The sequence below is a fragment of the Sinorhizobium sp. genome (genome assembly GCF_059070375.1).
In genome coordinates this window covers 2,557,723-2,580,852 of the sequence record NZ_JCACWC010000003.1, presented here as the reverse complement: position 1 = coordinate 2,580,852, position 23,130 = coordinate 2,557,723, and the positions used below count along the sequence as shown (strand labels likewise).

Annotated in this window: 24 protein-coding genes; 10 read left to right on the top strand and 14 right to left on the bottom strand. The window is 63.7% G+C overall.

Features of this window, described 5'->3' with window-relative positions:
- Positions 1-3: 3 nt before the first annotated feature.
- Positions 4-1,017 carry an AAA family ATPase gene (locus AC5J09_RS24475; protein WP_275597544.1) on the bottom strand — a complete coding sequence of 338 codons (1,014 nt, stop codon included), beginning with the start codon at positions 1,015-1,017 and terminating at the stop codon, positions 4-6.
- A 356-nt stretch (positions 1,018-1,373) separates the two neighbouring features.
- Between AC5J09_RS24475 and AC5J09_RS24470 the strand changes: the two genes are divergently transcribed.
- From AC5J09_RS24470 to AC5J09_RS24460, 3 genes are read left to right on the top strand one after another with little or no spacing between them, the layout of a single operon-like run.
- Entirely contained in the window at positions 1,374-1,997 is a 624-nt protein-coding gene (locus AC5J09_RS24470; protein WP_494298728.1) for a DUF1285 domain-containing protein, read from the top strand.
- Entirely contained in the window at positions 1,994-2,626 is a 633-nt protein-coding gene (locus AC5J09_RS24465; protein ID WP_494298727.1) for a CoA pyrophosphatase, read from the top strand. The genes AC5J09_RS24470 and AC5J09_RS24465 overlap by 4 nt, the downstream gene beginning before the upstream one ends.
- Positions 2,623-3,882, top strand: coding sequence for a CCA tRNA nucleotidyltransferase (locus AC5J09_RS24460; RefSeq protein ID WP_494298726.1), 1,260 nt, complete (start codon positions 2,623-2,625; stop codon positions 3,880-3,882). Before AC5J09_RS24465 ends, AC5J09_RS24460 begins: the two co-directional genes overlap by 4 nt.
- Before the next feature lie 18 nt (positions 3,883-3,900).
- Here AC5J09_RS24460 and AC5J09_RS24455 read toward each other — a convergent pair whose 3' ends face one another.
- Positions 3,901-4,086, bottom strand: a complete 186-nt coding sequence (locus tag AC5J09_RS24455; RefSeq protein ID WP_003534500.1) for a DUF1059 domain-containing protein — start codon at positions 4,084-4,086, stop codon at positions 3,901-3,903.
- A 173-nt stretch (positions 4,087-4,259) separates the two neighbouring features.
- Here AC5J09_RS24455 and AC5J09_RS24450 point away from each other — a divergent pair, with 173 nt between their 5' ends.
- Positions 4,260-4,802 (top strand): adenine phosphoribosyltransferase, encoded by a 543-nt coding sequence (locus AC5J09_RS24450; protein WP_028010466.1) that lies wholly within the window; start codon positions 4,260-4,262, stop codon positions 4,800-4,802.
- A gap of 45 nt (positions 4,803-4,847) precedes the next feature.
- Here the strand turns inward: AC5J09_RS24450 and AC5J09_RS24445 are convergent, their stop codons facing one another.
- Positions 4,848-5,318 (bottom strand): MaoC family dehydratase, encoded by a 471-nt coding sequence (locus AC5J09_RS24445; protein WP_100671835.1) that lies wholly within the window; start codon positions 5,316-5,318, stop codon positions 4,848-4,850.
- Positions 5,315-5,770 (bottom strand): MaoC family dehydratase, encoded by a 456-nt coding sequence (locus tag AC5J09_RS24440; RefSeq protein WP_494298724.1) that lies wholly within the window; start codon positions 5,768-5,770, stop codon positions 5,315-5,317. The genes AC5J09_RS24445 and AC5J09_RS24440 overlap by 4 nt, the downstream gene beginning before the upstream one ends.
- 164 nt (positions 5,771-5,934) lie before the next feature.
- Between AC5J09_RS24440 and AC5J09_RS24435 the strand changes: the two genes are divergently transcribed.
- Positions 5,935-7,041 carry a hypothetical protein gene (locus tag AC5J09_RS24435; RefSeq protein WP_494298723.1) on the top strand — a complete coding sequence of 369 codons (1,107 nt, stop codon included), beginning with the start codon at positions 5,935-5,937 and terminating at the stop codon, positions 7,039-7,041.
- 24 nt (positions 7,042-7,065) lie between these two features.
- Here AC5J09_RS24435 and ychF read toward each other — a convergent pair whose 3' ends face one another.
- Positions 7,066-8,169 carry a redox-regulated ATPase YchF gene (ychF, locus tag AC5J09_RS24430; RefSeq protein ID WP_127516871.1) on the bottom strand — a complete coding sequence of 368 codons (1,104 nt, stop codon included), beginning with the start codon at positions 8,167-8,169 and terminating at the stop codon, positions 7,066-7,068.
- A 229-nt stretch (positions 8,170-8,398) separates the two neighbouring features.
- On the opposite strand from ychF, the gene clpS reads away from it, so the two are divergent.
- Positions 8,399-8,704 carry an ATP-dependent Clp protease adapter ClpS gene (clpS, locus tag AC5J09_RS24425; protein ID WP_028001145.1) on the top strand — a complete coding sequence of 102 codons (306 nt, stop codon included), beginning with the start codon at positions 8,399-8,401 and terminating at the stop codon, positions 8,702-8,704.
- 564 nt (positions 8,705-9,268) lie between these two features.
- On the opposite strand, the gene pth is transcribed toward clpS, so the two are convergent.
- The 3 genes from pth to AC5J09_RS24410 all read right to left on the bottom strand — a co-directional run bounded on the left by pth (position 9,269) and on the right by AC5J09_RS24410 (position 12,187).
- Positions 9,269-9,988 (bottom strand): aminoacyl-tRNA hydrolase, encoded by a 720-nt coding sequence (gene pth / locus AC5J09_RS24420; protein ID WP_494298721.1) that lies wholly within the window; start codon positions 9,986-9,988, stop codon positions 9,269-9,271.
- A gap of 246 nt (positions 9,989-10,234) precedes the next feature.
- Positions 10,235-10,852 carry a 50S ribosomal protein L25/general stress protein Ctc gene (locus AC5J09_RS24415; RefSeq protein WP_018095651.1) on the bottom strand — a complete coding sequence of 206 codons (618 nt, stop codon included), beginning with the start codon at positions 10,850-10,852 and terminating at the stop codon, positions 10,235-10,237.
- Positions 10,853-11,005: 153 nt separating this feature from the next.
- On the bottom strand, positions 11,006-12,187 hold the full coding sequence (locus AC5J09_RS24410) for a benzoate/H(+) symporter BenE family transporter (protein ID WP_100671829.1): 1,182 nt from the start codon (positions 12,185-12,187) through the stop codon (positions 11,006-11,008).
- A gap of 316 nt (positions 12,188-12,503) precedes the next feature.
- Here AC5J09_RS24410 and AC5J09_RS24405 point away from each other — a divergent pair, with 316 nt between their 5' ends.
- From AC5J09_RS24405 to AC5J09_RS24390, 4 genes are all read left to right on the top strand, one after another.
- Positions 12,504-13,460, top strand: coding sequence for a helix-turn-helix domain-containing protein (locus tag AC5J09_RS24405; RefSeq protein WP_494298719.1), 957 nt, complete (start codon positions 12,504-12,506; stop codon positions 13,458-13,460).
- A 137-nt stretch (positions 13,461-13,597) separates the two neighbouring features.
- Positions 13,598-15,106 (top strand): aldehyde dehydrogenase, encoded by a 1,509-nt coding sequence (adh, locus tag AC5J09_RS24400; RefSeq protein ID WP_100671828.1) that lies wholly within the window; start codon positions 13,598-13,600, stop codon positions 15,104-15,106.
- A gap of 91 nt (positions 15,107-15,197) precedes the next feature.
- The gene (locus AC5J09_RS24395; RefSeq protein ID WP_100671827.1) at positions 15,198-15,575 is read left to right on the top strand and encodes a DUF779 domain-containing protein; all 378 of its coding nucleotides are present in this window, start codon (positions 15,198-15,200) and stop codon (positions 15,573-15,575) included.
- Positions 15,576-15,646: 71 nt separating this feature from the next.
- The gene (locus AC5J09_RS24390; RefSeq protein ID WP_324762116.1) at positions 15,647-16,477 is read left to right on the top strand and encodes an isocitrate lyase/PEP mutase family protein; all 831 of its coding nucleotides are present in this window, start codon (positions 15,647-15,649) and stop codon (positions 16,475-16,477) included.
- Positions 16,478-16,517: 40 nt separating this feature from the next.
- Here AC5J09_RS24390 and AC5J09_RS24385 read toward each other — a convergent pair whose 3' ends face one another.
- The 6 genes from AC5J09_RS24385 to lgt all read right to left on the bottom strand — a co-directional run bounded on the left by AC5J09_RS24385 (position 16,518) and on the right by lgt (position 22,942).
- Positions 16,518-17,450 carry a ribose-phosphate pyrophosphokinase gene (locus AC5J09_RS24385; protein ID WP_018095645.1) on the bottom strand — a complete coding sequence of 311 codons (933 nt, stop codon included), beginning with the start codon at positions 17,448-17,450 and terminating at the stop codon, positions 16,518-16,520.
- A gap of 284 nt (positions 17,451-17,734) precedes the next feature.
- The gene (locus AC5J09_RS24380; protein ID WP_494298718.1) at positions 17,735-18,616 is read right to left on the bottom strand and encodes a hypothetical protein; all 882 of its coding nucleotides are present in this window, start codon (positions 18,614-18,616) and stop codon (positions 17,735-17,737) included.
- A 258-nt stretch (positions 18,617-18,874) separates the two neighbouring features.
- Complete coding sequence (locus AC5J09_RS24375) at positions 18,875-20,026, bottom strand: M24 family metallopeptidase (RefSeq protein ID WP_018095643.1); 1,152 nt, start codon at positions 20,024-20,026, stop codon at positions 18,875-18,877.
- Position 20,027: 1 nt separating this feature from the next.
- Positions 20,028-20,822 carry a peptidoglycan editing factor PgeF gene (gene pgeF / locus AC5J09_RS24370; protein WP_494298717.1) on the bottom strand — a complete coding sequence of 265 codons (795 nt, stop codon included), beginning with the start codon at positions 20,820-20,822 and terminating at the stop codon, positions 20,028-20,030.
- A gap of 162 nt (positions 20,823-20,984) precedes the next feature.
- Positions 20,985-22,088: a class I SAM-dependent methyltransferase gene (locus AC5J09_RS24365; protein WP_494298716.1), complete on the bottom strand. Its 1,104-nt coding sequence runs from the start codon at positions 22,086-22,088 to the stop codon at positions 20,985-20,987.
- An 11-nt stretch (positions 22,089-22,099) separates the two neighbouring features.
- The gene (gene lgt / locus AC5J09_RS24360) at positions 22,100-22,942 is read right to left on the bottom strand and encodes a prolipoprotein diacylglyceryl transferase (RefSeq protein ID WP_494298715.1); all 843 of its coding nucleotides are present in this window, start codon (positions 22,940-22,942) and stop codon (positions 22,100-22,102) included.
- Positions 22,943-23,130: the final 188 nt, after the last annotated feature.

The following is a 23,130-nucleotide window of genomic DNA, read 5'->3' as shown; positions in this document are numbered from 1 at the left end:
GCGTCAGCCCTTGGCCCGCTTCACCAGGTCGGCGATGACGTCGCGCACCGACATGCCCTCGGCGCGGGCGGCGAAGGTCAGCGCCATGCGGTGCTGGAGAACCGGCTCGGCGAGCGCAAGGACGTCGTCGATCGAAGGGGCAAGCCGCCCGTCGTAGAGCGCGCGGGCGCGGGCGCAGAGCATGAGCGCCTGTCCGGCGCGCGGACCCGGCCCCCAGGCAACGTTCTTGTCGGTGTCGGCATTGCCGTTGCCGGGGCGTGCGGAACGAACGAGCGCCAGGATGGCGTCGACCACCTTTTCGCCGACAGGCATCTGACGGATCAGACCCTGGATCTGCTGCAGGCGGCCTGCGTCGATCACGGGCCGCGCCTCGGTTTCTGCGAGTCCGGTCGTCTCGAGCAGGATCTGTCTTTCGGCGGCAAGCTCGGGGTAGCCGACATCGACCTGCATCAGGAAGCGGTCGAGCTGGGCTTCGGGAAGCGGATAGGTGCCTTCCTGCTCCAGCGGGTTCTGGGTTGCGAGCACGTGGAACGGCTGTGGCAGGTCCTTGCGGTCGCCCGCGATGGTGATGTGATACTCCTGCATCGCCTGCAGCAGGGCCGACTGCGTGCGCGGCGAGGCGCGGTTGATCTCGTCGGCCATCAGGAGCTGCGTGAAGATCGGGCCGGGAATGAAGCGGAAGGAGCGATGACCGGCCGCGTCCTGGTCCATGACTTCCGAACCCAGGATATCGGAGGGCATGAGATCGGGCGTGAACTGAATGCGGCTGTTGTCGAGCCCGAGAACGATGCCGAGCGTGGCGACGAGCTTGGTCTTGGCAAGCCCCGGAACGCCGACAAGCAGCGCGTGCCCGCCGGAAAGTACCGCGAGCAGCGTTTGTTCGACGACGCTCTCCTGACCGAAAATGACCTTGCCGATCTCGGCGCGGACCAGCGCGACCTCTCCGAGCGCCGCCTCGGCTGCGGCGACGATCGCCTTTTCGTCGGCCAGTTCGGTCGCGCCTCTCATTACACTCATTGCAAGTCTCCCGGTCGTCCGCTTCTGGATCGATCGCCGATGCCGGCTGTCCAGTTCCTGTTTTTCAATTTAGACCCCGCGGGGCGGCTGACAAGCCGCCGCCGTCGCACTATCTCGTGAGCTTGACACCAAAGCCTGAAGCATTGCGTTCCAGGCGCGAATGCGGACATATGCGCCGAAGCGCGCTTGTGGTGCATACCCGCTACAGCGCCGCGTCTTATCAGACGCGCAAGGCTTGCTGTAGCACTTTTAACTGCTGCATGCGTTTGTCCTCGATCGGCCACGAACAAGGAAACATGCAGCAGGCAACGGCGTCATGCTTCGGATGCAAGATCGAGACCAAACGGGACGGAACAATGGCAGAAGCCAAGATTCAGCAAATGGGCGATGCGGCCGGCCTGGCGGCGCTGATCGCACGCGCGGCCGGGCAGACGGGCGGCGAGGCGAGAGGGTTGCCGCCGGTCGACCGCTGGAATCCGCCGTTCTGCGGCGACATCGACATGGAGATCCGCGGCGATGGAACCTGGTTCTACATGGGCACGCCGATCGGCCGGCAGCCGCTGGTGAGGCTGTTCTCGACCGTGCTTCGCAAGGACGAGGACGGCAAGACCTATCTCGTCACGCCTGTGGAAAAGGTCGGCATCCGGGTCGCCGACGCGCCGTTCATCGCCGTGGAGATGAGCGTGACCGAGAAGGACGGCGAGAATGTGCTGACCTTCCGCACCAATGTCGGCGACGTGGTCGAGGCGGGCCCGGAGCATCCCTTGCGCTTCGTTATCCACGGCGACAATCGTGAACTCAAACCCTATCTGCATGTGCGCGGGCGGCTTGAAGCGCTCGTCTCGCGACCGGTGATGTACGACATCGTCGAGCTCGGCGAGACCATCGCGGTGGAAGGGGTGGAGATGTTCTGCGTCAGATCGGCCGGAGCGATCTTCCCGATCATGCCCGCGGCCGAGCTGGAAGCTTTGTGCCGATGAACGGTCACCCATACTCCGCCGACGAATTCCGTCGCCGCGCGCTGCAGCAGGCGGGGGGGCCGATCGAGACTGCCTGGCGCGATCACGGCGATTTCCTGCTGAACCCGGGCATCGTATCCTATCTCGAGTCCCTGCATCTGAAGGACGCCGCAGTCCTCGTCCCCGTCGTCGACGACGGCGAAGACGCCAACGTCATCTTCACCCAGCGCACCTCGAATTTGCGCAAGCATTCCGGTCAGATCGCCTTTCCGGGCGGTGCGGTGGATCCGGAAGATCACTCCATCGAAGTCGCCGCACTGCGCGAGGCTGAGGAGGAGATCGGGCTCGATCCGCGTTTCGTCGAGACGGTCGCTCGGCTGCCGCATTACATGGCCATGTCCGGCTTCCGCATCACGCCGGTGCTTGCGGTGGTTCAGCCCGGCTTCGTGCTTGAGCCGAACCCGGAGGAAGTGGAGAGCGTGTTCGAGGTGCCGTTGTCGTTCCTGATGAATCCGCGAAATCATGGACGAGGAAGCAGTCACTGGCAGGGCGCTGAGCGCCACTTCTATCGCATGCCCTATGGCGAAAGGAACATCTGGGGGATCACCGCGGGGATCGTCCGCATGCTCTATGAAAGGCTCTATGCATGACTTCCATTGTCGCCGAGCGCTGGTTTCAGGCTCCTCATCTTCGCCGCATCTTCGACCTGTTGAACGCCGATGGCGGCGAGGTTCGGGTCGTCGGAGGCGCGATCCGCAACAGCCTCATGGGTTTGCCGGCCGGCGACGTCGACCTGGCAACCACCTGGCGTCCCGAGGAGGTGACCGAGCGGGCGGGGCGCGCCGGCATCAAGGCGGTGCCGACGGGAATCGACCATGGCACCGTGACGCTCGTCATAGAAGGTGTTCCCTATGAGATAACGACCCTGCGCCGAGACGTCGCGACCGACGGGCGTCGCGCCGAAGTGGCCTTCGGGACCGACTGGAAAGCGGATGCGGAACGCCGCGACTTCACCATCAACGCCCTCTACGCCGGTGCGGACGGCGAGATCATCGACCATGTCGGGGGCCTCGGGGACATCGAGACGCGGACGGTGCGCTTCATCGGCAGCGCGGCCGAACGCGTGGCGGAGGATTATCTCCGTATTCTTCGCTTCTTCCGCTTCTTCGCCCATTACGGCAGCGGCCGTCCGGACGCCGAGGGCCTGCGGGCCTGCGCCCAGGCCCGCGCGAAGCTCGCGACGCTTTCCGCCGAACGCGTGTGGACGGAGACGAAGAAGCTGCTTTCGGCCGACGACCCCGGCCGTGCGCTCCTGTGGATGCGGCAGGCAGGTGTGCTGAGCGAGATCCTGCCCGAGACCGAGAAATGGGGCATCGACGCTATCCCCGCGCTGATCGCGGCGGAGAAGAGTTTTTCCTGGCAGGCGGACCCGCTCCTGAGGCTTGCGGCGATGGTCCCGCCCGACGCCGACCGGCTCGAAGCCATGGCGAAACGTCTGCGGCTGTCCAAGGCGGAGAGCGCTTACCTCGACCGGTTCGCCGAAGCGCCGGAAATCGCCGCTACTCTTGCGGATGCGGCGCTCGAGCGCAGGCTCTATCGCCATGGCGCAGAAGGCATCGTCGTCCGGCTGAGGCTTGCGCTTGCCTCGGCACGCCGCAAGGCCGAAACCGATCCGGCATTCCTTGCCGACAGCGCGTCCTTTCACCGACTCCTTGCACGGGCGGAGAAATGGCAGCGGCCTGTCTTCCCGTTGAACGGTGCCGATGTCCTCAAGCTGGGGGTTCCCGCCGGTCCCAAGGTGGGGGAAGTGTTGGCAGAGCTCGAAGCCTTCTGGGTCGAGCGCAACTTCAAGGTCGAGCGGGCGACCCTCGTCGCCCGGCTCGAGTCGATGGTGCAGTCGGGCTGAGACCGGTTCGGGCCGCGGTCAGGCGACCTTGGTTTCGTCGACGATGCGGGCCTTGATGTTGTCGACCATGTTTTCGCGGATGATCGTCTCGCCATGGGTCTCGCGCATGTGCTCGACGACCCGCCGCACGATTTCCGCATCATTGTCAGCGCGGGTGTGCCAAGCGCAACCCGGGACGAGCGAACCGCATTCGAATAGGCGCATGGTGTTCCTCCTTCCTACAATCGGCAAGCCTCCCCTTGAAAAGCCTAGCATCAACCCGCGCTCTCGCCAAATTGTTCCGGCCCGGGCCCCGAGCGAAGAAAATCCTGTAAACGGGCGCTTTGTTGGTGCTATGCCTGTGGCAATCGAGGATCCAGCAAAGGCCGCATTCACACATGACCGCTGTTCAATCGGAACTGATTTCAGCCATTCGAAGCATTCCGGACTATCCGAAGCCCGGCGTCATGTTCCGTGACATCACGACCCTGCTCGGCAATCCGCGGGCCTTCCGCCGGGCGATAGACGAGCTCGTCCATCCCTATGCCGGTACCAAGGTCGACAAGATCGCCGGCATCGAGGCGAGGGGCTTTATCCTTGGCGGGGCGATTGCGCACCAGCTTTCGGCCGGCTTCATACCCATTCGCAAGAAGGGAAAGTTGCCGCACGACACGGTGCGGATCGCCTACAGTCTGGAATACGGCGTGGACGAGATGGAAATGCACAGGGACGCGGTCGCTCCCGGCGACAAGGTGATCCTCGTCGATGACCTGATCGCCACCGGCGGCACCGCCGAGGGCGCCGCCAAGCTCCTGAAGCAGATGGGTGCGGACATCGTCGCAGCCTGCTTCATCATCGATCTGCCTGAGCTCGGCGGGCGCAAGAAGCTCGAAGCGCTCGGCGTCAATGTGCGCACGCTCATCGAATTCGAGGGGCATTGAGCCCACAGGCTCATAGGCCAGGATCGAACAGCTGGCCCCGGCCATTCAAGCGAATTCGATGACCTTGCTCTCGAAGCGGATGACCGGCTCGCCGTGCTGGTTCTCGCCCTCGCAGAGGATCGTGTTGATCCGCCAGCCGGGTCGCGAGGCGACGATCCGGGCCTCCAGCAAAGTGACCGCATAGGTGATCGTGTCGCCGGCATAGACCGGCTTCAGCCACCTGAGTTCCTTGAAGCCGGGCGAGGGACCGAGCTTCGGCGCATGCAGTCCCTCGGCTGCAAGGCGGCGGCTCTCGTCTTTCCAGAACCGCAGGAAGCACTGCATCCAGCCGGCGCTGGTATGCCATCCGGAGGCGCAAAGACCGCCGAAAAGCGACTGTTTCGCCTGATGCTCGTCGACGTGGAAGGGCTGCGGGTCGAAATCGCGGGCGAAGCGGATGATGTCCTCCGCGGTGAATGTCAGGCTGCCGGTGACGACCTTGCGCCCGGCCTGGTAGAGCTCCTCCAGCGTCATCATGCGCGCGCCTCCCCATTGCGGCGCCTGAACATGACGGAGCATTCCGAAACCGCCACGGCTTCACCGCTCTGGTTCTCGATCTCGTTGCGAAATTTGACGAAGCCGATCGCGGGCTTGGTTGTCGACGGGCGCGCCTCCAGGACAAGGCTGAAGCCTGAAAGGATATCTCCGGCAAGGACCGGCTTCTTCCACTCCATGAAGTCGATGCCCGGTGACCCTTGCGAGGAGGAATTGCCGAGAAAGGCCTCGATCATCATCCGCATGCCGACCGCGCTCGTGTGCCAACCGGAAGCGGCGAGGCCGCCGAGAATGCTGCTCTTGCCGACCTCTTCATCCAGATGCATGGGCTGCGGATCGAATTCGCTGGCGAAGGCGATCATGTCGTTGGCCTGCATCAGGACCGGGCTGTAGTCGAAACGCCGCCCCTGAGTGAAATCCTCGAAATAAAGCATGCCTCATTCTCTCCTTGGGCGACGCGCGTTCCAAGAGAACGCACAAAGGCCGGCCCTTACGTGGCTTCGGTCCGGCTGATTTTCCAGGTTGCGCATGTCGATTGTTCATGCGATCACCTTACCGAAAGTTGTGCGTTGCAGTATTTTCCCGCAAGGATTCGACCGTGACAGATTTGAACAAGGCCCTGGCGGCAGCCGCCGAAAAGGGACTCATATCAGCCGATCGTGTCAATGATCTTCATACTTTTCTTTCGGCGCGGGGGGTGAGTGCAGGCCCCGCAATGGCCGCAGCAAGCCGCCCTGGCGAGACACTTCACGATGCGCTAGCGGCAGAAGAGAGCGAGCAGCCGCGCTTCCTGCGCGGATTCCACGACATTCTTATCACGATCGGCGTGGTGGTCGTGCTTGTGGGTCTCTGGGGCATCGGCGGCACGATCGCCGTGCTGCCGCTAATCATCGTTCTGGCGGAAATACTCGTGCGCCGGCAGAGGCTGGCCTTGCCCGCGGTTGCGCTGACCCTGGCGCTCGTCCATTGGGTCGGGCAGGGAATGTACAACGTCATGGCGGCCGGACAGCCTGCGTGGACGGACGAGACCTATTTGATATTGGCCTATGTCTGCGCTTTTCCAGTCCCTCTGGGGCTGTTTTACTGGCGCTACAGAGTTCCCCTGTCTTTCGCCCTGTTCCTGCTGTCGATAGCAGCCGTGGCGGTCGCCTTCGTTTTCCTCGCTCTGGACAAAGCCTTCGGGGTCGACTTCGTTCTGGAACAGTATCCCCATCTGGTCGCAGCGATTCTTCTCGTGGCGGCGCTGGCGATTTTTGCGCTTGCCATGCGCTACGACATCTCGGACCCGAATCGTCTGACCTTGCGCTCCGACATAGCCTTCTGGCTGCATCTCGCCGCGGCACCGGCCTTACTCCATGCGATGCTCGGTTTCATCGTCTTATCCGGTCAGGGCGACGTTTGGTGGAGAGGCGAGGGGGGCCTGGGTCAGTCAGCCGCCGTCATTTTCCTCGTGGCGCTTTTCATGACGATCGGTCTGGTGATCGATCGCCGCGCATTCGTGACCTCGGGCCTTTTGTCGCTGGGCGCGGCCATTTGGACGATCCTGCAGAAAAGCGGCGCCTCGCTCGATACCTACGTCTTCATCGCCTTCGCGGTGGTTGGGCTGACGGTACTCGTGATCGGCATTTTCTGGCAGCCGCTGCGCCGCGCAGCGATGAGCCTGTTGCCGGTCGCGATCACCGCGCGGCTGCATGCCGTGCGGTGATCCTGGCTCGCAACAGTTCCGCGCTTACGTATTGAACCGGAAATGGATGACGTCGCCGTCCTGGACGACGTATTCCTTGCCTTCGTCGCGAGCCTTGCCGGCCTCCTTCGCGCCGTTTTCGCCGCCATAGGCGATATAGTCGTCATAGGCGATCGTGTTGGCGCGGATGAAGCCGCGCTCGAAATCCGAATGGATGACGCCGGCGGCCTGCGGGGCCTTGGTGCCGCGCGGGATCGTCCAGGCGCGGGTCTCCTTCGGTCCAACCGTGAAATAGGTGATGAGATCGAGGAGCTTGTAGCCGGCGCGGATCAGACGGTCGAGGCCGGCTTCCTCGAGACCGAGCGCCGCGAGGAATTCCTTCGCTTCCTCTTCCGGAAGCTGCGCGACTTCGGATTCGATCGCCGCCGAAATGACGACCGTTTCGGCGCCCTGTTCCCTGGCCATCTTCTCGACGGCGCGGGTGTGCTCGTTGCCGGTCGCGGCGTCGCTTTCGGCGACGTTGCAGACGTAGAGAACCGGGTGCGAGGTGAGCAGGTTGAGGCTCTGGAGAATGCGAAGCTCGTCGGCGTCGAGCTTGGAAAGCAGGGTGCGCACGGGCTTGCCTTCCTGCAGCAGCTTCAACGATGCTTCCATGATCGGAAGCTGCGCCATCGACTCCTTGTCCTTGCCGGTCGCACGCTTGCGCGTCTGTTCGGCACGCCGCTCGAGGCTGTCGAGATCGGCGAGCATCAGCTCGGTCTCGATGGTGTCGGCGTCTTCGACCGGATGGATGCGGCCTTCGACATGGGTGATGTCGTCGTCCTCGAAACAGCGCAGCACGTGGACGACGGCATCCACCTCGCGGATGTTGGCGAGGAACTGGTTGCCGAGGCCCTCGCCCTTGGACGCGCCGCGCACCAGCCCGGCGATGTCGACGAAGGAGATGCGGGTCGGGATGATTTCCTTCGACTTGGCGATGTCGGCGAGTTTGCGCATGCGCGGGTCGGGCACGGCGACTTCGCCGGTGTTCGGCTCGATCGTGCAGAAAGGATAGTTCGCCGCCTGCGCCGCCGCCGTCTTGGTCAGCGCGTTGAAGAGTGTGGACTTGCCGACATTCGGCAGCCCGACGATACCGCATTTGAAGCCCATGGCTATAATCCGTCGTTCCTGATTTCTTGAGCGTGGCTATGGGATAAAGGAGAGAGGCGGTCAAGCTTTTCGCGCCGGTCCGCTTGCTCCGGGAGCCGGGTTTCACTTGAATGCCGGGGGACGGAGCGCGATATTGGCGGTAGCGGAGCGAGGAAAAAGGTGGGCGGTTTGCCACCTTCGCCCGCTTGATCGCCAACGCTTTTCTCATGTCATCGACGGCGGATTACCCATGAGCGACAATGATGTAGCCGCAAAGCGCCTGACCAAGCCGAAGCTGGAGCGGCCGAAGCTCTACAAGGTGCTGCTGGTCAATGACGACTACACGCCGCGCGAATTCGTGGTCATGGTGCTGAAGGCGGTTTTCCGGATGAGCGAGGAGGCAGGCTACCGGGTGATGATGACGGCCCACAAGATGGGCACTTCGGTCGTGGTGGTGTGTGCAAAGGACGTTGCGGAGACCAAAGCCAAGGAAGCGACCGACCTCGGCAAGGAGGCAGGCTTTCCGCTGCTGTTCACCGCAGAGCCCGAGGAGTGAGGCGGCGGCCTGCGCGTGGAGCGGGATGCGGGCGAAACCGCGCATATCTCTCGTCATTCCTGTGCTTGTCACAGGAATCCAGCCAGACCTGGTCCCTGGGCTGGAAAGGCTCTTCCCGCGCCGCAGACGCGGCGCTGCTGGATCCCTGTGACGAGCACAGGGATGAGGGTAGGAGAGGGTGCGGTCTCCCGGCGCGCTTCATTGCGTCACAGGTTGATCATTCCCTTGCATATTCGCAAGTGAAGGTTGTGGTGGCGGCACATCCCCAGGCCCTCATTCCTGTGCTTGTCACAGGAATCCAGCCAGACCAAGTCCTTGGGCTGGAAAGGCTCTTCCGCGCCGCAGACGCGGCGCTGCTGGATCCCTGTGACGAGCACAGGGATGAGGGCGGAGAGGGTGCGGTCCTCGGCGCGTTTCATTGCGTGACAGGTGACCATTCCCTAGCATATTCGGAATCGAAAGTTGTAGTAGCCGCACATCCCCAGGCCCTCATTCCTGTGCTTGTCACAGGAATCCAGCCAGGCCAAGTCCTTGGACTGAAAGACTCCTCCGCGCGGCAAGGCCTTAATCCCCCTTCGGCCCGAACATCTTCTTGAGCATGTCGGCCATCGGCCCCGTCGCCGGCAGCTTCTTCGGCTGGGCCGTGACGCGCGCCTGATGGATATGGGATTGCCCCGCCTGCTTTTTCGCAGCGACGGGTTTTTCCGCCTCCGGCTTGCCGCCGGTTGCCAGGGCGATCTTGTTCATGATCTGCGAATCCTCGCCCTTCACCAGCATGTCGGCATTGTCGGCGATCGCTTCGAGCAGCGGTGACAGCCAGGCCTGGTCGGCCTTGGCGAAGTCGCCGAGCACATGTGCGTGGACCAGATCCTTGACTCCGGGATGACCGATGCCGAGGCGCAGGCGGCGGTATTCCTTGCCGCAATGGGCATCGATCGACTTGATCCCGTTGTGCCCGCCGTGGCCGCCGCCGGTCTTGATCCGGGCCTTGCCGGCGGGAAGGTCCAGTTCGTCATAGATGACGACGATGTCCTTCGGCGCGAGCTTGTAGAAGCGCATCGCTTCGCCGAGCGCTTCGCCGGAGAGATTCATGAAGGTCTGCGGCTTCATCAGCAGAACGCGTTCGCCGTCGATCTCGCCTTCGGAGATCTCCGACTTGAATTTCCTCGACCAGGCGGAAAAGCCCTGGCGCCGCTGAATGGCGTCGACGGCCATGAAGCCGATATTGTGGCGGTTGCCGGCATATTTCGGGCCGGGATTGCCAAGTCCCGCGATGATCTGCATGCGGCCAAACTCCTGCATTCGCCCCTGTGGCGATATATTTGAGTGGCAATCGCCACGCCCAGTTTCCTCAGCCCAAAATCACCGCCATCACCCAAAGTCAACGGCTATTTCCGGTACCACTTTATCCGGTTCGCGCGCGGGAGGCAGCATTTGACGGGCAAAAGAAAACCCGCCCCACGAAAATGGGACGGGTTCTTTCACTCGGGGGCGATCCGGCGTGGACAGGGCCTCCGCCGGAAACAGAGATCAAGCCTCTTCTTCGCCGCCTTCAGCTTCTTCTTCAGTCGGTTCGACTTCCTGCGTGCGGCCGGCGATCGTGGCAACCGTGAAGTCGCGGTCGGTGATGACCGGGGTCGCACCTGCGGGAAGCGCGACGTTCGAAATGTGAACGGTGTCGCCGATCTTGAGGCCGGTGAGGTCGACCGTCAGGAATTCCGGGATGTTGTCGGCGGACACGTTGAGTTCGACCTCGTGACGGACGATGTTCAGCGCGCCGCCCTGCTTCAGGCCCGGCGACTTCTCTTCGTTCTCGAAGCGAACCGGAACCTGTACGGATACCTGGCTGCCCTTGGTGACGCGCAGGAAATCGACGTGCATGGTGAAGTCACGCACCGGATCGAGCTGATAGTCCTTCGGCAGGACGCGGATCTTTTCGCCGTTGACGTTGATCGTCGCAACGGTGGTCATGAAACCGCCGCCGTGGATCTTCATCGTCACTTCCTTGGTGGAGAGTGCGATGGCAAGCGGGGCCTGCTTGTCACCGTAGATGACAGCCGGGATAAGACCGTTGCGGCGAAGTTCACGGGAGGACCCCTTACCAACCCGTTCGCGCGTCTCGGCCTTGAGCTCGTAGGTTTCGCTCATAGGTAGACCTTTCTATGTTGTTTGGAGAGTTCGTCCGTCAAGAATGCGGAAAAACCTGAAGCCGCCATGCGGCTTCATCCGCGTTGCCTCCAAGGGTGTCTGCGCGGACGCGGGGTCCATAACCGAGAACCGGCGCAAATGCAAGGCGCGGCGTCAGGCCCTCTTTTTGGCTAGACGCGCGAGCGCCAGCATGAGGCCGCCCGCGACAAGCCCCCAAAAGGCCCCCGACACGCCGGCGAAACCGACGCCCGAGGCGGTGACGAGAAACGTGATGGCGGCTGCTTCGCGGGTCTCGGCATTCGTGAAGGCGGCAACTGCGGAACCAGAAAAGGCGCCGATCAGCGCAAGTCCGGCAACGGCCTCGATGAGGACCGATGGGGCAAGGCTGACGAAGGTCGTGACGGCTCCGGCCAGGAGGCCGAAGACGACGTAGGCGATGCCGGCATTGATTGCCGACCAGTAGCGGCGCGTTCGATCCGGATGAGAATCGGAGCCGGCGCACATCGCCGCGGTGATCGCCGCGAGATTGACCGCATGTCCGCCGAAAGGCGCGCTCAGCAGCGTGAAAAGCCCGGTCGTGGCGAAGAGGGGACCCGGATCGGGGTGGTAGTCATTCACCTTCAGGACCGCGATGCCGGGAATGTTCTGCGATGCCATCGTAACGATGAAAAGCGGCAGAGCGATGCTGACCAGGGCGGAGGTGCTGAGGGAAGGCGGAACGAACTCGAGCTTCGGAACGAGCGCGGCGGAGAGCCCGGCCACGGCGCCCTCCGGCATCTCGATCCCGAAGGCGACGACGAGAACGAAGGCGACGAGCGCGGCGGGAACGGCATAGAGCCTGCTGAAGCTGCCGACGACGGCCCAGGCAAGAACGATAGGCAGGCCGAAGAGCGGGTTGAAGGCGATCGCCTTGACCGGAGCGAAGCAAAGGCTCAGGAGTACGCCGGCGAGCATCGCGTTTGCCAATGCCGCGGGGATGGCGGACACCATCCGGCCGAGGGGCTTCCACAGGCCGGCGACGATGATCAGCACTCCGCAGACGAGGAAGGCGCCGACGGCAGCGCTGAAGCCGCCTTCCACTGCGCCGGAACTCGCGAGCAGAGCCGCGCCCGGTGTCGACCAGGCGACGCTGACGGGAAGTCTCGTGACGGCGCTGATGACGATAGCGCAGATGCCCATCGAGACCGACAGCGCCATCAGTCCGGAGGCTGCCTGCGTCTCGTTCGCACCGACGCCGGCGAGCCCGTGCAGGACCACGGCGAAGGAGCTGGCAAAGCCCACGAATGCAATCAGCACGCCCATGAAGAGGCTTTGGACGGAGAAATCTCGGAGCATGGCGGACAACCGGGTGTTGCGATAAGCGAGGTCCCGTGTCGAGTAGCATATCCTCGCCGCCTGTCGATACCGATCTGACGGCGCGCGTCGAGGGCGGAACGAAAAAACCTTCGTCTAGCTGGACCTCCCGCAGCATCGATGCCTATAGTTAGGCCGGGGGAATTGCGCCGTGGGGGAGTTCGGCGCCTGGTTCCGCCGAAGAACGCTGTCCAAGCGGAGGAGGGGAGCGCGGGTCTCGCCCGTGTGCCTTGCTTGTAAGCGTTGATCACGTCCACGGGCCGGCAGGCCCGATCGCCGCGATCCAGGGAGGGAGCGAATGCCTTCGATCAGGGACCACTCCGAGCGGGTCTACCGCATCGCACATCAATCTTCCGCTGCGGTGACTTCGCCGGTCGCTGCATCGTGGCGCCGCTGCATGACGCTGCACGGCCTGGCGCCCGAGGAGGCGCGTTCACCCTGGCGGCTTTCCGAGAGCGAGTTCCGGCTGGCGCGCGAAAGCTCCGGCGTCCTGATCGCGGAGGCGAAAGGCGAGCTCGACCGGCTGTTCGCCACAGTCGGCAAGGCCGGGTGCTGCCTGCTGCTGACCGACGGAAAGGGCGTTGCGCTGGAACGACGCGGCGCCGGCGGCGACGATGCGGACTTTCGCGGTATCGGATTGTGGTCGGGAACCGTGTGGAGCGAGGCGAGCGTCGGGACCAATGGCATCGGTACGGCGATCGCGGACGAGCGTCCGGTCCTCATCCAGCGCGACCAACACTTCCTCAGCCGCAATATCGGCCTGAGCTGCGCGACGGCACCGATCCGCGACGAGAGCGGCAAGCTCGCCGCGGCGATAGACATCTCCACCTGCCGCGACGACGCATCCGAGGCGGCGCTTTCGATCCTCTCGCAGGCGGTGCGCGATGCCGCAGCGCGGATCGAGGCCAATCTTTTCCGCCGCGCTTTCGTCGGCGCTCGCATCGTTCTCGTCCCGGTCGATCGGACGGGACCTGCACTGCTTGCGGTCGACCGTGACGATCTCGTTCTCGGCGCGACGCGGGCTGCCCGGCTGTGGCTCGGACTCGACGACGAGCGTATCGCCGCCGGCGTCCCGGCTTCCGACCTGCTTCAGGAAGACCTGCCTGGCGAGGGCGGCGAATTGCCGGACGCCGAACGTGCGGCGCTGCGCCGTGCGCTCTCTCGGGCGAAGGGAAATGTGTCGATGGCGGCCGATCTCCTCGGCATCAGCCGCGCGACCCTCTACCGCAAGATGAAGCGCCTTTCTCTCAACTGATCGATATGGACGTCGACCTGTCGCAATTCTGAAACAGTCGGTGCCATCAACCGCGGCGCCGCCCTACCGGAAAAGCACGTTCGGCCTCACTCTCCTTCCACAGCAACCGCACCGCTGTCATCCAAGGGAGGAAGTCCATGCTGCATCAGAAGATCGTCGAGAACCCCTACAAGCAGAAATACGGAAACTTCATCGGCGGCGAATGGCGCGAACCCGTTGCGGGACGCTATTTCGACAACACGACGCCGATCACCGGCGGCACGCTTTGCCAGGTCGCGCGTTCGGACGCCGCCGACATCGAGCTTGCTCTCGACGCGGCGCACGCCGCAAGGGAGAAATGGGGCCGGAGTTCGGCGACGGAGCGGTCCAACATACTGATGAAGATCGCCGCCCGCATGGAGGACAATCTGGAGCTTCTGGCACGGGCCGAAACCTGGGACAACGGCAAGCCGATCCGCGAGACGATGGCCGCCGACATTCCGTTGGCGATCGATCATTTCCGCTATTTCGCGGCCTGCATCCGTGCGCAGGAAGGTTCGATCGGCGAGATCGACCATGACACCGTCGCCTACCATTTCCACGAGCCGCTCGGCGTCGTCGGCCAGATCATTCCCTGGAATTTCCCGATCCTAATGGCCGCCTGGAAGCTCGCGCCGGCGCTTGCCGCGGGAAATTGCGTCGTGCTCAAACCGGCCGAGCAGACGCCGGGGTCGATCCTGGTCTGGGCGGAACTTATCGGCGACCTCCTGCCGCCGGGTGTCCTCAACATCGTCAACGGCTTCGGCCTCGAAGCGGGCAAGCCGCTCGCCACCAGCCCGCGCATCGCCAAGATCGCTTTTACCGGCGAGACGACGACCGGGCGGCTTATCATGCAATATGCCAGCCAGAACCTCATCCCGGTCACGCTGGAGCTCGGCGGAAAGTCGCCGAACATCTTCTTCGCGGACGTCGCCAGCGAGGACGACGACTTCTTCGACAAGGCGCTCGAGGGCTTCGCCATGTTCGCGCTGAACCAGGGCGAAGTCTGCACCTGCCCGAGCCGCGCGCTTGTCCAGGAGAGCATCTACGACCGCTTCATGGAGCGGGCGGTAAAGAGGGTCGAGGCGATCCGGCAGGGCAATCCGCTCGATGAAGCAACGATGATCGGTGCCCAGGCTTCGAGCGAACAGCTCGAGAAAATCCTCGCCTATATCGAAATCGGCAAGGAGGAAGGCGCCGAGGTGCTGACTGGCGGCGGGCGGAATGTGCTCGAAGGCGATCTCTCGGGCGGCTACTACGTCAAGCCGACCGTGTTCCACGGCCACAACAGGATGCGCATCTTTCAGGAGGAGATTTTCGGGCCGGTCGTGTCGGTCACGACCTTCAAGACGGAAGCCGAGGCGCTGGAAATCGCCAACGACACGCTCTACGGGCTCGGAGCCGGCGTGTGGAGCCGCGATGCCAATCGCTGCTACCGCTTCGGCCGCGCGATCGAGGCCGGCCGTGTCTGGACCAATTGCTACCACGCCTATCCGGCGCACGCCGCCTTCGGCGGTTACAAGCAATCCGGCATCGGGCGCGAGACGCACAAGATGATGCTCGATCACTACCAGCAGACGAAGAACATGCTGGTAAGCTACAGCCCGAAAGCGCTCGGCTTCTTCTGATCCGGCCGGGCCCGTGCCGGCCCGATCCGCGCGGCGGGCTCCCGATGCTTCATCGGGGGCCTTCCGGCTTCTGCGAATGAGGAGATGCAAATTGAGCGACGGAGCAACGGAGTCGCGCGTGCTTGCGACGGATGCGGCGATCGACCTCATCCGCGAAATCCGGCGCGATCATCCGGATATACTCTTTCACCAGTCGGGCGGCTGCTGCGACGGCTCGTCGCCCATGTGCTACCCGGCGGACGACTACATCGTCGGCGACAACGACGTGAAGCTCGGCGAGATCGACGGCGTGCCCGTCTATATCAGCTCAAGTCAGTACGAGGTCTGGAAGCACACGCAGCTGATCATCGACGTCGTGCCCGGCAGGGGCGGCATGTTTTCGCTGGATAACGGCCGGGAGAAGCGGTTCCTCACCCGCTCGCGCCTGTTTGGTGGGGGCGAGGCTTGCCTGGTGCAGCCTCGGGGTTGACCACGGGAAATTTGTCCGCGTGTTTTCGTTTCATGCTATCGCTGGTTATCTTCAAGCGACGGATGGCCGGCATGGAAAAGCAGCAAGACAAGCACCTGAAATTCCGCGCATTGCATGATCGCGAGGGCGCTTTCGTAATTCCCAATCCCTGGGATGCAGGTTCTGCGCGCATTCTCGCGGCGGTCGGCTTCGAGGCGCTGGCGACGACGAGCGCGGGGCTTGCGTTTTCCATCGGCCGCAGGGATTCGGCGGCGGCTCTCTCGCGCGACGTCATATTGCAGAATGCCCGCGATATCGTCGAGGCGACCGAATTGCCGGTGTCTGCGGATCTGGAGGACGGCTTCGGTAAGGATCCGCTGTGCTGTGCCGAGACGATTTCGCTCGCGGCAGGCGTCGGGCTCGTCGGTGGTTCGATCGAAGACGCAACCGGTGATCCCGCCGATCCCGTTTTCGAGTTCGGCCTGGCCGTTGAACGTGTTGCCGCTGCCGCAGAGGAAGCCCGCAAGCACCCCTTCGTCCTCACCGCGCGCGCCGAGAACTTCCTGTGCGGACGGCCTGACCTCGACGATACCATCCGGCGCCTCGTCGCATTCGAGGAGGCCGGTGCGGATGTCCTCTATGCGCCGGGGCTGCCCGACATCGAAGCGATCCGAACGGTCTGCTCCGCCGTCAAGCGCCCGGTCAATGTGGTCATGGGGCTCGCCGGGCAGGTCTACACAGTGGACCAACTGCAGGAGGCGGGCGTGAAGCGCATCAGTGTCGGCGGCTCTTTTGCTCGGGCGGCCCTTGCCGCACTCATGAGCGCGGCGCGAGAGGTCAAGGAGCACGGCACTTTCACCTATGCGAAAAGTGCCATGCCGGCCCGCGAGGCGGCCTCATACATGCTGGACGTCAAGAGATGAGCGACGTGCGCGTCTGATGAGACGCGCGGCGTCGTAAACGTCAATCGAACAGGCTCGATACCGATTCTTCCTGGCTCGTGCGGCTGATCGCCTCGCCGAGCAGCGCGGCGGTCGAGATCACACGGATATTGTGCGCGGACTGCACTGCCGTCGTCGGCTGGATCGAATCGGTGATCACCAGTTCTTTCAGCATCGAGGAGGTGACGCGCGCGACAGCGCCGCCGGAGAGGACGCCGTGGGTGATATAGGCAGTGACGCTGGTCGCGCCGTTCTTCAGCAGTGCCTCGGCGGCGTTGCAGAGCGTACCGCCGGAATCGACGATATCGTCGATGAGAAGGCAGTCCTTGCCGTTGACTTCGCCGATGACGTTCATGACTTCCGATTCACCGGGGCGGTCACGACGCTTGTCGACGATCGCCAGCAGACAGTCCAGCCGCTTGGCGAGCGCCCGGGCACGCACGACGCCGCCGACATCCGGCGAAACGACCATGACGTTCTTGAGATTGTAGTTCTCCTTGACGTCTCGCGCGAGGATCGGAACGGCGTAGAGGTTGTCGGTCGGGATATCGAAGAAGCCCTGGATCTGGCCGGCGTGCAGGTCGAGGGTCAGAACGCGGTCGGCACCGGCTTCGGTAATGAGATTGGCGACCAGCTTGGCGGAGATCGGCGTGCGAGGACCGGGTTTTCGGTCCTGCCGGGCATAGCCGAAATAGGGAAGGACGGCGGTGATGCGGCGAGCCGATGAGCGCCGGACCGCGTCGATCATGATGAGGAGTTCCATCAGATGATCGTTGGTCGGGAAGGAGGTCGACTGGACGATGAAGACGTCCTCGCCGCGCACGTTCTCGCCGATCTCGACGAAGATTTCCTGATCGGCGAAGCGCCTTACTGTGGCTTTGCCGAGCGGCAGGTTGAGATAGTTGCAGATCGCTTCGGCCAGCAGCCGGTTCGAATTGCCTGCGAAAACCTTCATTGACGGTCCGCCTTGAGCTGGCGCGGCCACGTCCGGTCGTCCGGGGGGTGGGTTCTCCGCGCAGATTCCGTGAGCCATTCCGATTGCGGGCAATCACTGCGGACGGCCGCTGTCAGAGCTGATCGGCCGCTTTTTAGCGTCCTTGAAGGTGAATGCAAGGGGATTGCTGCGGCGCAACGCTCAATATCCGAAAAACTTTGCGCCAGCCGGCCAAGATGACGGCGATTCCGGGCCGATTGGCCGAAAATCAGAAAGCGCGGGCAAGCGGAGCGCGAGCGGAGACGCTATCCCGCGGTCGACCGACGCCATTCGATGTAGGCGTCGATCGTCTGGCTGGCGATCGCCTCCATCGTTTCTGCCGGGACCGCGCTCCAGGGGTCGGCCGCTGCGTTTGCAACGGAGTCTTGTCCCTGGATGCGGTGCAGGCGATTGCCGCTGCCGTCGAGTATGTCCCAGACATAGACGACCGTCGTCTTGCCGCCGTCGTTGAGCGCTGAAAAATATCCCTTGAGGATATGGTCGCTGGTTTTGTCGGTCGAGCTCTTGATCGCGAGGCCCTGACTGCGCGCAGAGGCTCCGAGCTGCTTCGAGAGCGGCGTGACCGCCTGGACCGGTGCGCCGATGATCGGCAGAAAACGGATTCCGCCCGAGCCGGTCGCAGCTGCCGCAGGCGATGCGGCGGCTTGCTGCGTCGGCGCGGGCGCCTGCGTCGTTTCGACCGGTGTGGGCTGCTCCTCGCCGCCATTGTCTTGCGTCGCGTCTTCCACGGGCGGTGCCTGATGCCGGGCGATCCGGGCAGGCGCCGACTGAGGCTGCATCGTCTGTACCGGTGCTTCACCGCCGGCGAGACGGTTTGCCTGGCCTTCCAGCGTGCCGGCCGGGTCGGTGTAGTCGCTATAGCCGACATTGTCGGCGGCGTGCTGCGGAGGCGGGCTCGAAATGTTCGGCTGTGCCGCGAAGGCGGCGGAGCGGCCCGGCGGCACGCTTTCCACCGGCATCACCGCGGTCTGCGCCGACATGGAGTCGAGATCCGACTGGGTCACCGGAGGGGAGCGGAAAGTGCCTTCGCCCACATCCACCTGCGGGATCAGGGCGTCGGTCGTGTTGCAGCCGGCCAAGGCTGCGGCAAGGCCAAGGCTGGCGATCGGATTGATCTGCTTGCGCATCGTTCCCACCGTCTCCGCTAGATCACGATGATTTGAGGTCGAGCCGACCTGAAATTATGACCGTGATCGCTTCCAAAGAGCGAGAGCGGGACGCGGGCGGAAAACCGCACGCACTTTTCCTCATCCCGCTCTCGAACATCCCGGCGCCGGATGCGGCGGCTGCAGCGCCGCGCGCCCTATGGACGCGCAAAGGTCGCTGCAGCAGGATCAGCCGCCGGCGCGTTCTTCACTTTCAACGGAAATCATAGGGCGATTTCCTTACGCAGATATGAAGTCCAGTCCGTAGCGCGAGAGCGGGCGGGGGGTGTCGGCCGTGGTGAGATAGGTCTGGCCGAGCGTCATGGCGGTGCCGCTGTCCGAATCCATGATGATCATGTGGACGAAGAGGGACATGTCCGGCTCGATCTCCTGCGGATTGCCGATATGGAACATCTGGTGTTCCATCCAGGAGGGCGAGAAGCGTGCGCCGAGCGAATAGCCGCAGGCGTTCAGACGGTGCCGGGCAAGGCCGCGCTCGTCCATGATCTTCGCATGCACGTCGAAGACGGTCCCGAAGGTATTGCCGGGTCGAAGCACCATTTCGATCGCCTGGATCGTTTCCCGGCAGGCGCTGTAAAGCTCGCGGTGGCGGTTGGTGGGCTCGCCGATCACCACCGTGCGCATCATCGCCGCATGGTAATGGGCGCTGACACCGGCCCATTCGAGCGTGAGCTGATCGTTGGCGTCGAGGTTGCGCCGGCCGGCCTTGTAGCGGCAGAGCAGTGCGTCGGCCCCGGAACCGATGATGAACTCATTGGCCGGATAATCGCCGCCGCCGGCGAAAACGGCACCCTGCATGGCCGCGAGGATATCCGCCTCGCTGCCGCCCGGGCGGATGAGTGGCAGCGCCGCGTCGAGCGCGTCGTCTGCAAGGCTCGCCGCCTTCTCGACATAAGCGATCTCCGCCGGGCTCTTGATCAGACGCAGGCGGCTGACGAGCAGCGACGCGTCGACCAGTTCCCCGAAAGTGGAGAGCTGGTGGTCGACGAGGCGCGCCGTTCTTCCGGTCATGCCGTGGGTGTCGTATTCGACGCCGATGCGGCGGCCGAGGAGATCGAGTTCACTGAGCAGATTCTTGAGGTCCATGGCCGGATCGGCATTGACCCGATCCACCCATATTTCGATGCGCTCGATATTCGACGTATGACGCGCCTGGCGCAGGTCGGCCGAACGGGTGAGCAGGACCATGGAACCATCCCGCTTGACCACCAGCGACTGGAAGAAGCAATAGCCGAAGGTGTCGTAGCCGGTCAGCCAGTACATGCTCTCCTGGGCGAAGAGCAGTATCGCGTCGAGCTTTTCCTCCTGCATCTTGGCCGTGAGCCGCGCCAGGCGGGCCGCATATTCTTCTTCGGCGAAATGAAGCGCCATCTCAAACCTCCCGTATGGAAATCGCTGATATCTGCCGCCCGTAATCAGGCTCCTGCCTGTGCGTCGTACGGCGATAGGAGAAGAAGCGGTCTTCGTCCGCATAGGTGCAGATGCCGAGGTTTTCCGCCGTCACGCCGGCCTCGGCCAACCGCCGGACCGTCAATCCGGGAAGGTCGAACATGGCATGGCCGTCGCGGCCCGACGGCGTAAAAAACGACGCATAGCTTGCCTCGGTGGCGACGAAGCGGGCTACGAATTCGGGGCCGACCTCATAGTGGCTCCGGCTGATCGACGGTCCGAGACAGGCGATGATGCGCTCGCGGCGAGCGCCGAGCGAGATCATCGCTTCGACGGTGCTTTCGAGCACGCCGCCGAGCGCGCCCTTCCATCCGGCATGGGCGGCACCGATGACGCCTGCTTCCGGATCGGCGAAAAGGACCGGACCGCAGTCGGCGGAGAGAACGCCGAGGACGATGCCTGGCGTTGCCGTTACTAGGGCATCGGCATCCGGCCGCGCGCCGTCGTAACTGGCGTCGACGATGATCGCGTCCGGCGAATGGACCTGGTGCACCGTGGCAAGTTGTCGTGGCTCCGCGTCGAACCAGCGGGCGACCCGGGCTCGGTTCTCGCCGACCCGTTCCCGCTCGTCGTTCGAGCCGAGACCGACATTCAAACCGCGGTAGATGCCCTCGGAAACGCCTCCCTGGCGCGTGAAATAACCATGTGCGATTGCCGGGCCTGCCTTTGCGGCGAAGAGCGGGCTCTGCACAGGGGATAGCGAGGCATCATCCTGCATTCGGTGTTTTCGCCCTCGTGATTTTCTAAGCTTCGTTGGAATTGAGGGCGCGTTGCGGCCCGTCGACTTGCAGCTGATTTGCCGGCGCGATGTTGACCCGGCAGGCGGGGACTGTCAATCGCCCTGCCGAGCCGAGAGACCCGAGGCGGTGCACGGCCGGCCCTAAGACGCCTTCTTCCGGAAGGGCGCCAGGGCGACTTCCGGACTGCTTACCACCAGCACCTTGAACAGCTCTCCCATCCTGCCCGCGCCGGAGCCCGCAAGCCGCTCGACATCGTCGCGGATGCTTTCCTGGGTCGTGTCGTCCTTGTCCCGGCCGAGTGCCGCGGCGCGTTCCAGGAGTCCGAGGCCGACCAGGAAATCACCCTGACGGGCAAGGCCGTTGATCTGCACGCCCTCCGCTTTCGCACGGCTCGCCAACTGCTCGAAATCGACATGGCTGGTCAGGTCGGCGAGACCGGGATTGGCAAGCGGCGGATCATATTCGTGATTGCGGACGGCCTGCAGCGTGTCGCCGTAGCCGGTCGCCAGATGGCCGTAGTCGATGATGATCGCCGTGCCGCTGCCGGCCCGGAGGCGCTCGCAGAGCGCAGCCATCACCGCGTCGCGGGCGGGGGAAATTTCGAAGATCGTGCCTTCCGCGACGGTTGGCGCCGGAGAGGGCAGCAATGCGGGATCAATGCCGGCAATGCCTGCGGCAAAGGTCAATCGGCCCTCCGCATCGAGGCCGACCATGCGCTCACGGAAGCCCTGTGCGGTCCTCACGAATTGACGGATCGGAATTGCGTCGAAAAGCTCGTTCGCAGCCAGGAGCAGGAATCCGGAGGGAAGGCTGTCGAAGCTCTCATGCCAGCGGACCTTGCCTTCGTGTTCGGCCAATGTCTCGGCCTGCAGCTTGCGAAGCCGGTCGCTGGTTTCGACGAGATGAACGGTTGCGGTCCGGTACAGCGCCGGCGCCAGCCGCTGGATGACGCGGAGCATGTCGGACATCATCGTGCCGCGGCCCGGACCGATCTCGGCGATAATCGCGTCCTCAGGCGTGCCGTGCTGCTGCCATGCATGCACGAGGAATATGCCGATCATCTCGCCGAAGAGCTGGCTGATCTCCGGCGCGGTGGTGAAATCTCCCGCCGGCCCGAACGGTTCGCGGACGCGGTAATAGCCATGCTGCGGATCGGCAAGGCAGAGGGAGAAATAGTCGGTCACGCTGATCGGTCCGTTGGTCCGGATCAGCGCCTTGACCTTGTCGGCGAGAGGATTCGTCATGACTTGTCCAGTCAAGCGGCGGCAGCCGCGCTGCGCGCCCGCGCAATGGCCCAGATTCCGACCAGTAGCATCGGCAGTGAAAGTACCATGCCCATGGTAAGCCAGTCCCCCGCAAGATAGCCGATCTGTGCGTCCGGTTCGCGGAAGAATTCCACGAAAATGCGGCTCGCGGCATAGCCGCAGACGAAGATGCCGGTGACAAGGCCGGGTATTTTCAAGGCTCTGCGGCGATAGACGAACCAGGCGAGCACGACCAGAAGCACGATGCCCTCGAGGCCCGCCTCGTAAAGCTGACTGGGATGACGGGCGAAGGGGCCTCCCGTCGGGAAGACGACCGCCCAGGGCATCGAGGACAGGCGGCCCCAGAGTTCTCCATTGATGAAATTGGCGATGCGCCCGAAGAAGAGCCCGATCGGCACCACTGCTGCCACGACGTCGAACAGGCTCCAGAGGGGGATGGCGTTCCTGCGCGCAAAGATGATCATCGCCAGCGTGGTGCCGAGAAGGCCACCATGGAAGGACATACCGCCATTCCAGATCTGGATCGCGCGGACGGGATTCTCGAGGATGGAGCCGAGATCGTAGAAAAGGATGTAGCCGATGCGCCCGCCAAGTACGATGCCGCCGGCCGCCCAGAGCAGGAAGTCGTCAAGCTGCGCCAGGTTGAGGGGGGCGATGCCGTTGCGCCAGAGCGAAGCGTTCTGGATTATGCGGCGCGCGTAGAGCCATCCGAGGAGTATCCCCGCGACATAGGCGAGCCCGTACCAGCGCACGGCGAGCGGCCCCATCGTGAAGATGACGGGGTCGATTTCGGGGAAGGGCAGGATGGCGAGGCGGGTCGCGATTGTTTCCAAGGTCTTCTCTCGTGCCGGACCGATGATTTCGGCGGAACATGACGAGCGAATCCGGCGCGGTCAAGCACCCGCTGCCGCCGCGCAGCGACGCCCCCGCCTCTTCGAACGTAGAAAGGTGCCCGCAGTACGCTATACTGCCCCATCGCCCCATCGCAAATTCAAGGACCCTGGAGAACGTTGAGCGGCGT

What these genes read in the sequence shown, in the direction of transcription:
- AC5J09_RS24415 (WP_018095651.1), bottom strand. Translation starts at nt 10,852, where the DNA reads ATGAGCGAAACCTACGAGCTCAAGGCCGAGACGCGCGAACGGGTTGGT.
- AC5J09_RS24455 (WP_003534500.1), bottom strand. Translation starts at nt 4,086, where the DNA reads ATGCGCCTATTCGAATGCGGTTCGCTCGTCCCGGGTTGCGCTTGGCAC.
- AC5J09_RS24460 (WP_494298726.1), top strand. Translation starts at nt 2,623, where the DNA reads ATGACTTCCATTGTCGCCGAGCGCTGGTTTCAGGCTCCTCATCTTCGC.
- AC5J09_RS24440 (WP_494298724.1), bottom strand. Translation starts at nt 5,770, where the DNA reads ATGCTTTATTTCGAGGATTTCACTCAGGGGCGGCGTTTCGACTACAGC.
- AC5J09_RS24390 (WP_324762116.1), top strand. Translation starts at nt 15,647, where the DNA reads ATGGAAAAGCAGCAAGACAAGCACCTGAAATTCCGCGCATTGCATGAT.
- AC5J09_RS24445 (WP_100671835.1), bottom strand. Translation starts at nt 5,318, where the DNA reads ATGATGACGCTGGAGGAGCTCTACCAGGCCGGGCGCAAGGTCGTCACC.
- AC5J09_RS24385 (WP_018095645.1), bottom strand. Translation starts at nt 17,450, where the DNA reads ATGAAGGTTTTCGCAGGCAATTCGAACCGGCTGCTGGCCGAAGCGATC.
- AC5J09_RS24375 (WP_018095643.1), bottom strand. Translation starts at nt 20,026, where the DNA reads ATGGCGCTTCATTTCGCCGAAGAAGAATATGCGGCCCGCCTGGCGCGG.
- AC5J09_RS24365 (WP_494298716.1), bottom strand. Translation starts at nt 22,088, where the DNA reads ATGACGAATCCTCTCGCCGACAAGGTCAAGGCGCTGATCCGGACCAAC.
- AC5J09_RS24475 (WP_275597544.1), bottom strand. Translation starts at nt 1,017, where the DNA reads ATGAGTGTAATGAGAGGCGCGACCGAACTGGCCGACGAAAAGGCGATC.
- AC5J09_RS24405 (WP_494298719.1), top strand. Translation starts at nt 12,504, where the DNA reads ATGCCTTCGATCAGGGACCACTCCGAGCGGGTCTACCGCATCGCACAT.
- clpS (WP_028001145.1), top strand. Translation starts at nt 8,399, where the DNA reads ATGAGCGACAATGATGTAGCCGCAAAGCGCCTGACCAAGCCGAAGCTG.
- AC5J09_RS24410 (WP_100671829.1), bottom strand. Translation starts at nt 12,187, where the DNA reads ATGCTCCGAGATTTCTCCGTCCAAAGCCTCTTCATGGGCGTGCTGATT.
- pgeF (WP_494298717.1), bottom strand. Translation starts at nt 20,822, where the DNA reads ATGCAGGATGATGCCTCGCTATCCCCTGTGCAGAGCCCGCTCTTCGCC.
- AC5J09_RS24465 (WP_494298727.1), top strand. Translation starts at nt 1,994, where the DNA reads ATGAACGGTCACCCATACTCCGCCGACGAATTCCGTCGCCGCGCGCTG.
- AC5J09_RS24450 (WP_028010466.1), top strand. Translation starts at nt 4,260, where the DNA reads ATGACCGCTGTTCAATCGGAACTGATTTCAGCCATTCGAAGCATTCCG.
- ychF (WP_127516871.1), bottom strand. Translation starts at nt 8,169, where the DNA reads ATGGGCTTCAAATGCGGTATCGTCGGGCTGCCGAATGTCGGCAAGTCC.
- AC5J09_RS24470 (WP_494298728.1), top strand. Translation starts at nt 1,374, where the DNA reads ATGGCAGAAGCCAAGATTCAGCAAATGGGCGATGCGGCCGGCCTGGCG.
- AC5J09_RS24380 (WP_494298718.1), bottom strand. Translation starts at nt 18,616, where the DNA reads ATGCGCAAGCAGATCAATCCGATCGCCAGCCTTGGCCTTGCCGCAGCC.
- adh (WP_100671828.1), top strand. Translation starts at nt 13,598, where the DNA reads ATGCTGCATCAGAAGATCGTCGAGAACCCCTACAAGCAGAAATACGGA.
- pth (WP_494298721.1), bottom strand. Translation starts at nt 9,988, where the DNA reads ATGCAGATCATCGCGGGACTTGGCAATCCCGGCCCGAAATATGCCGGC.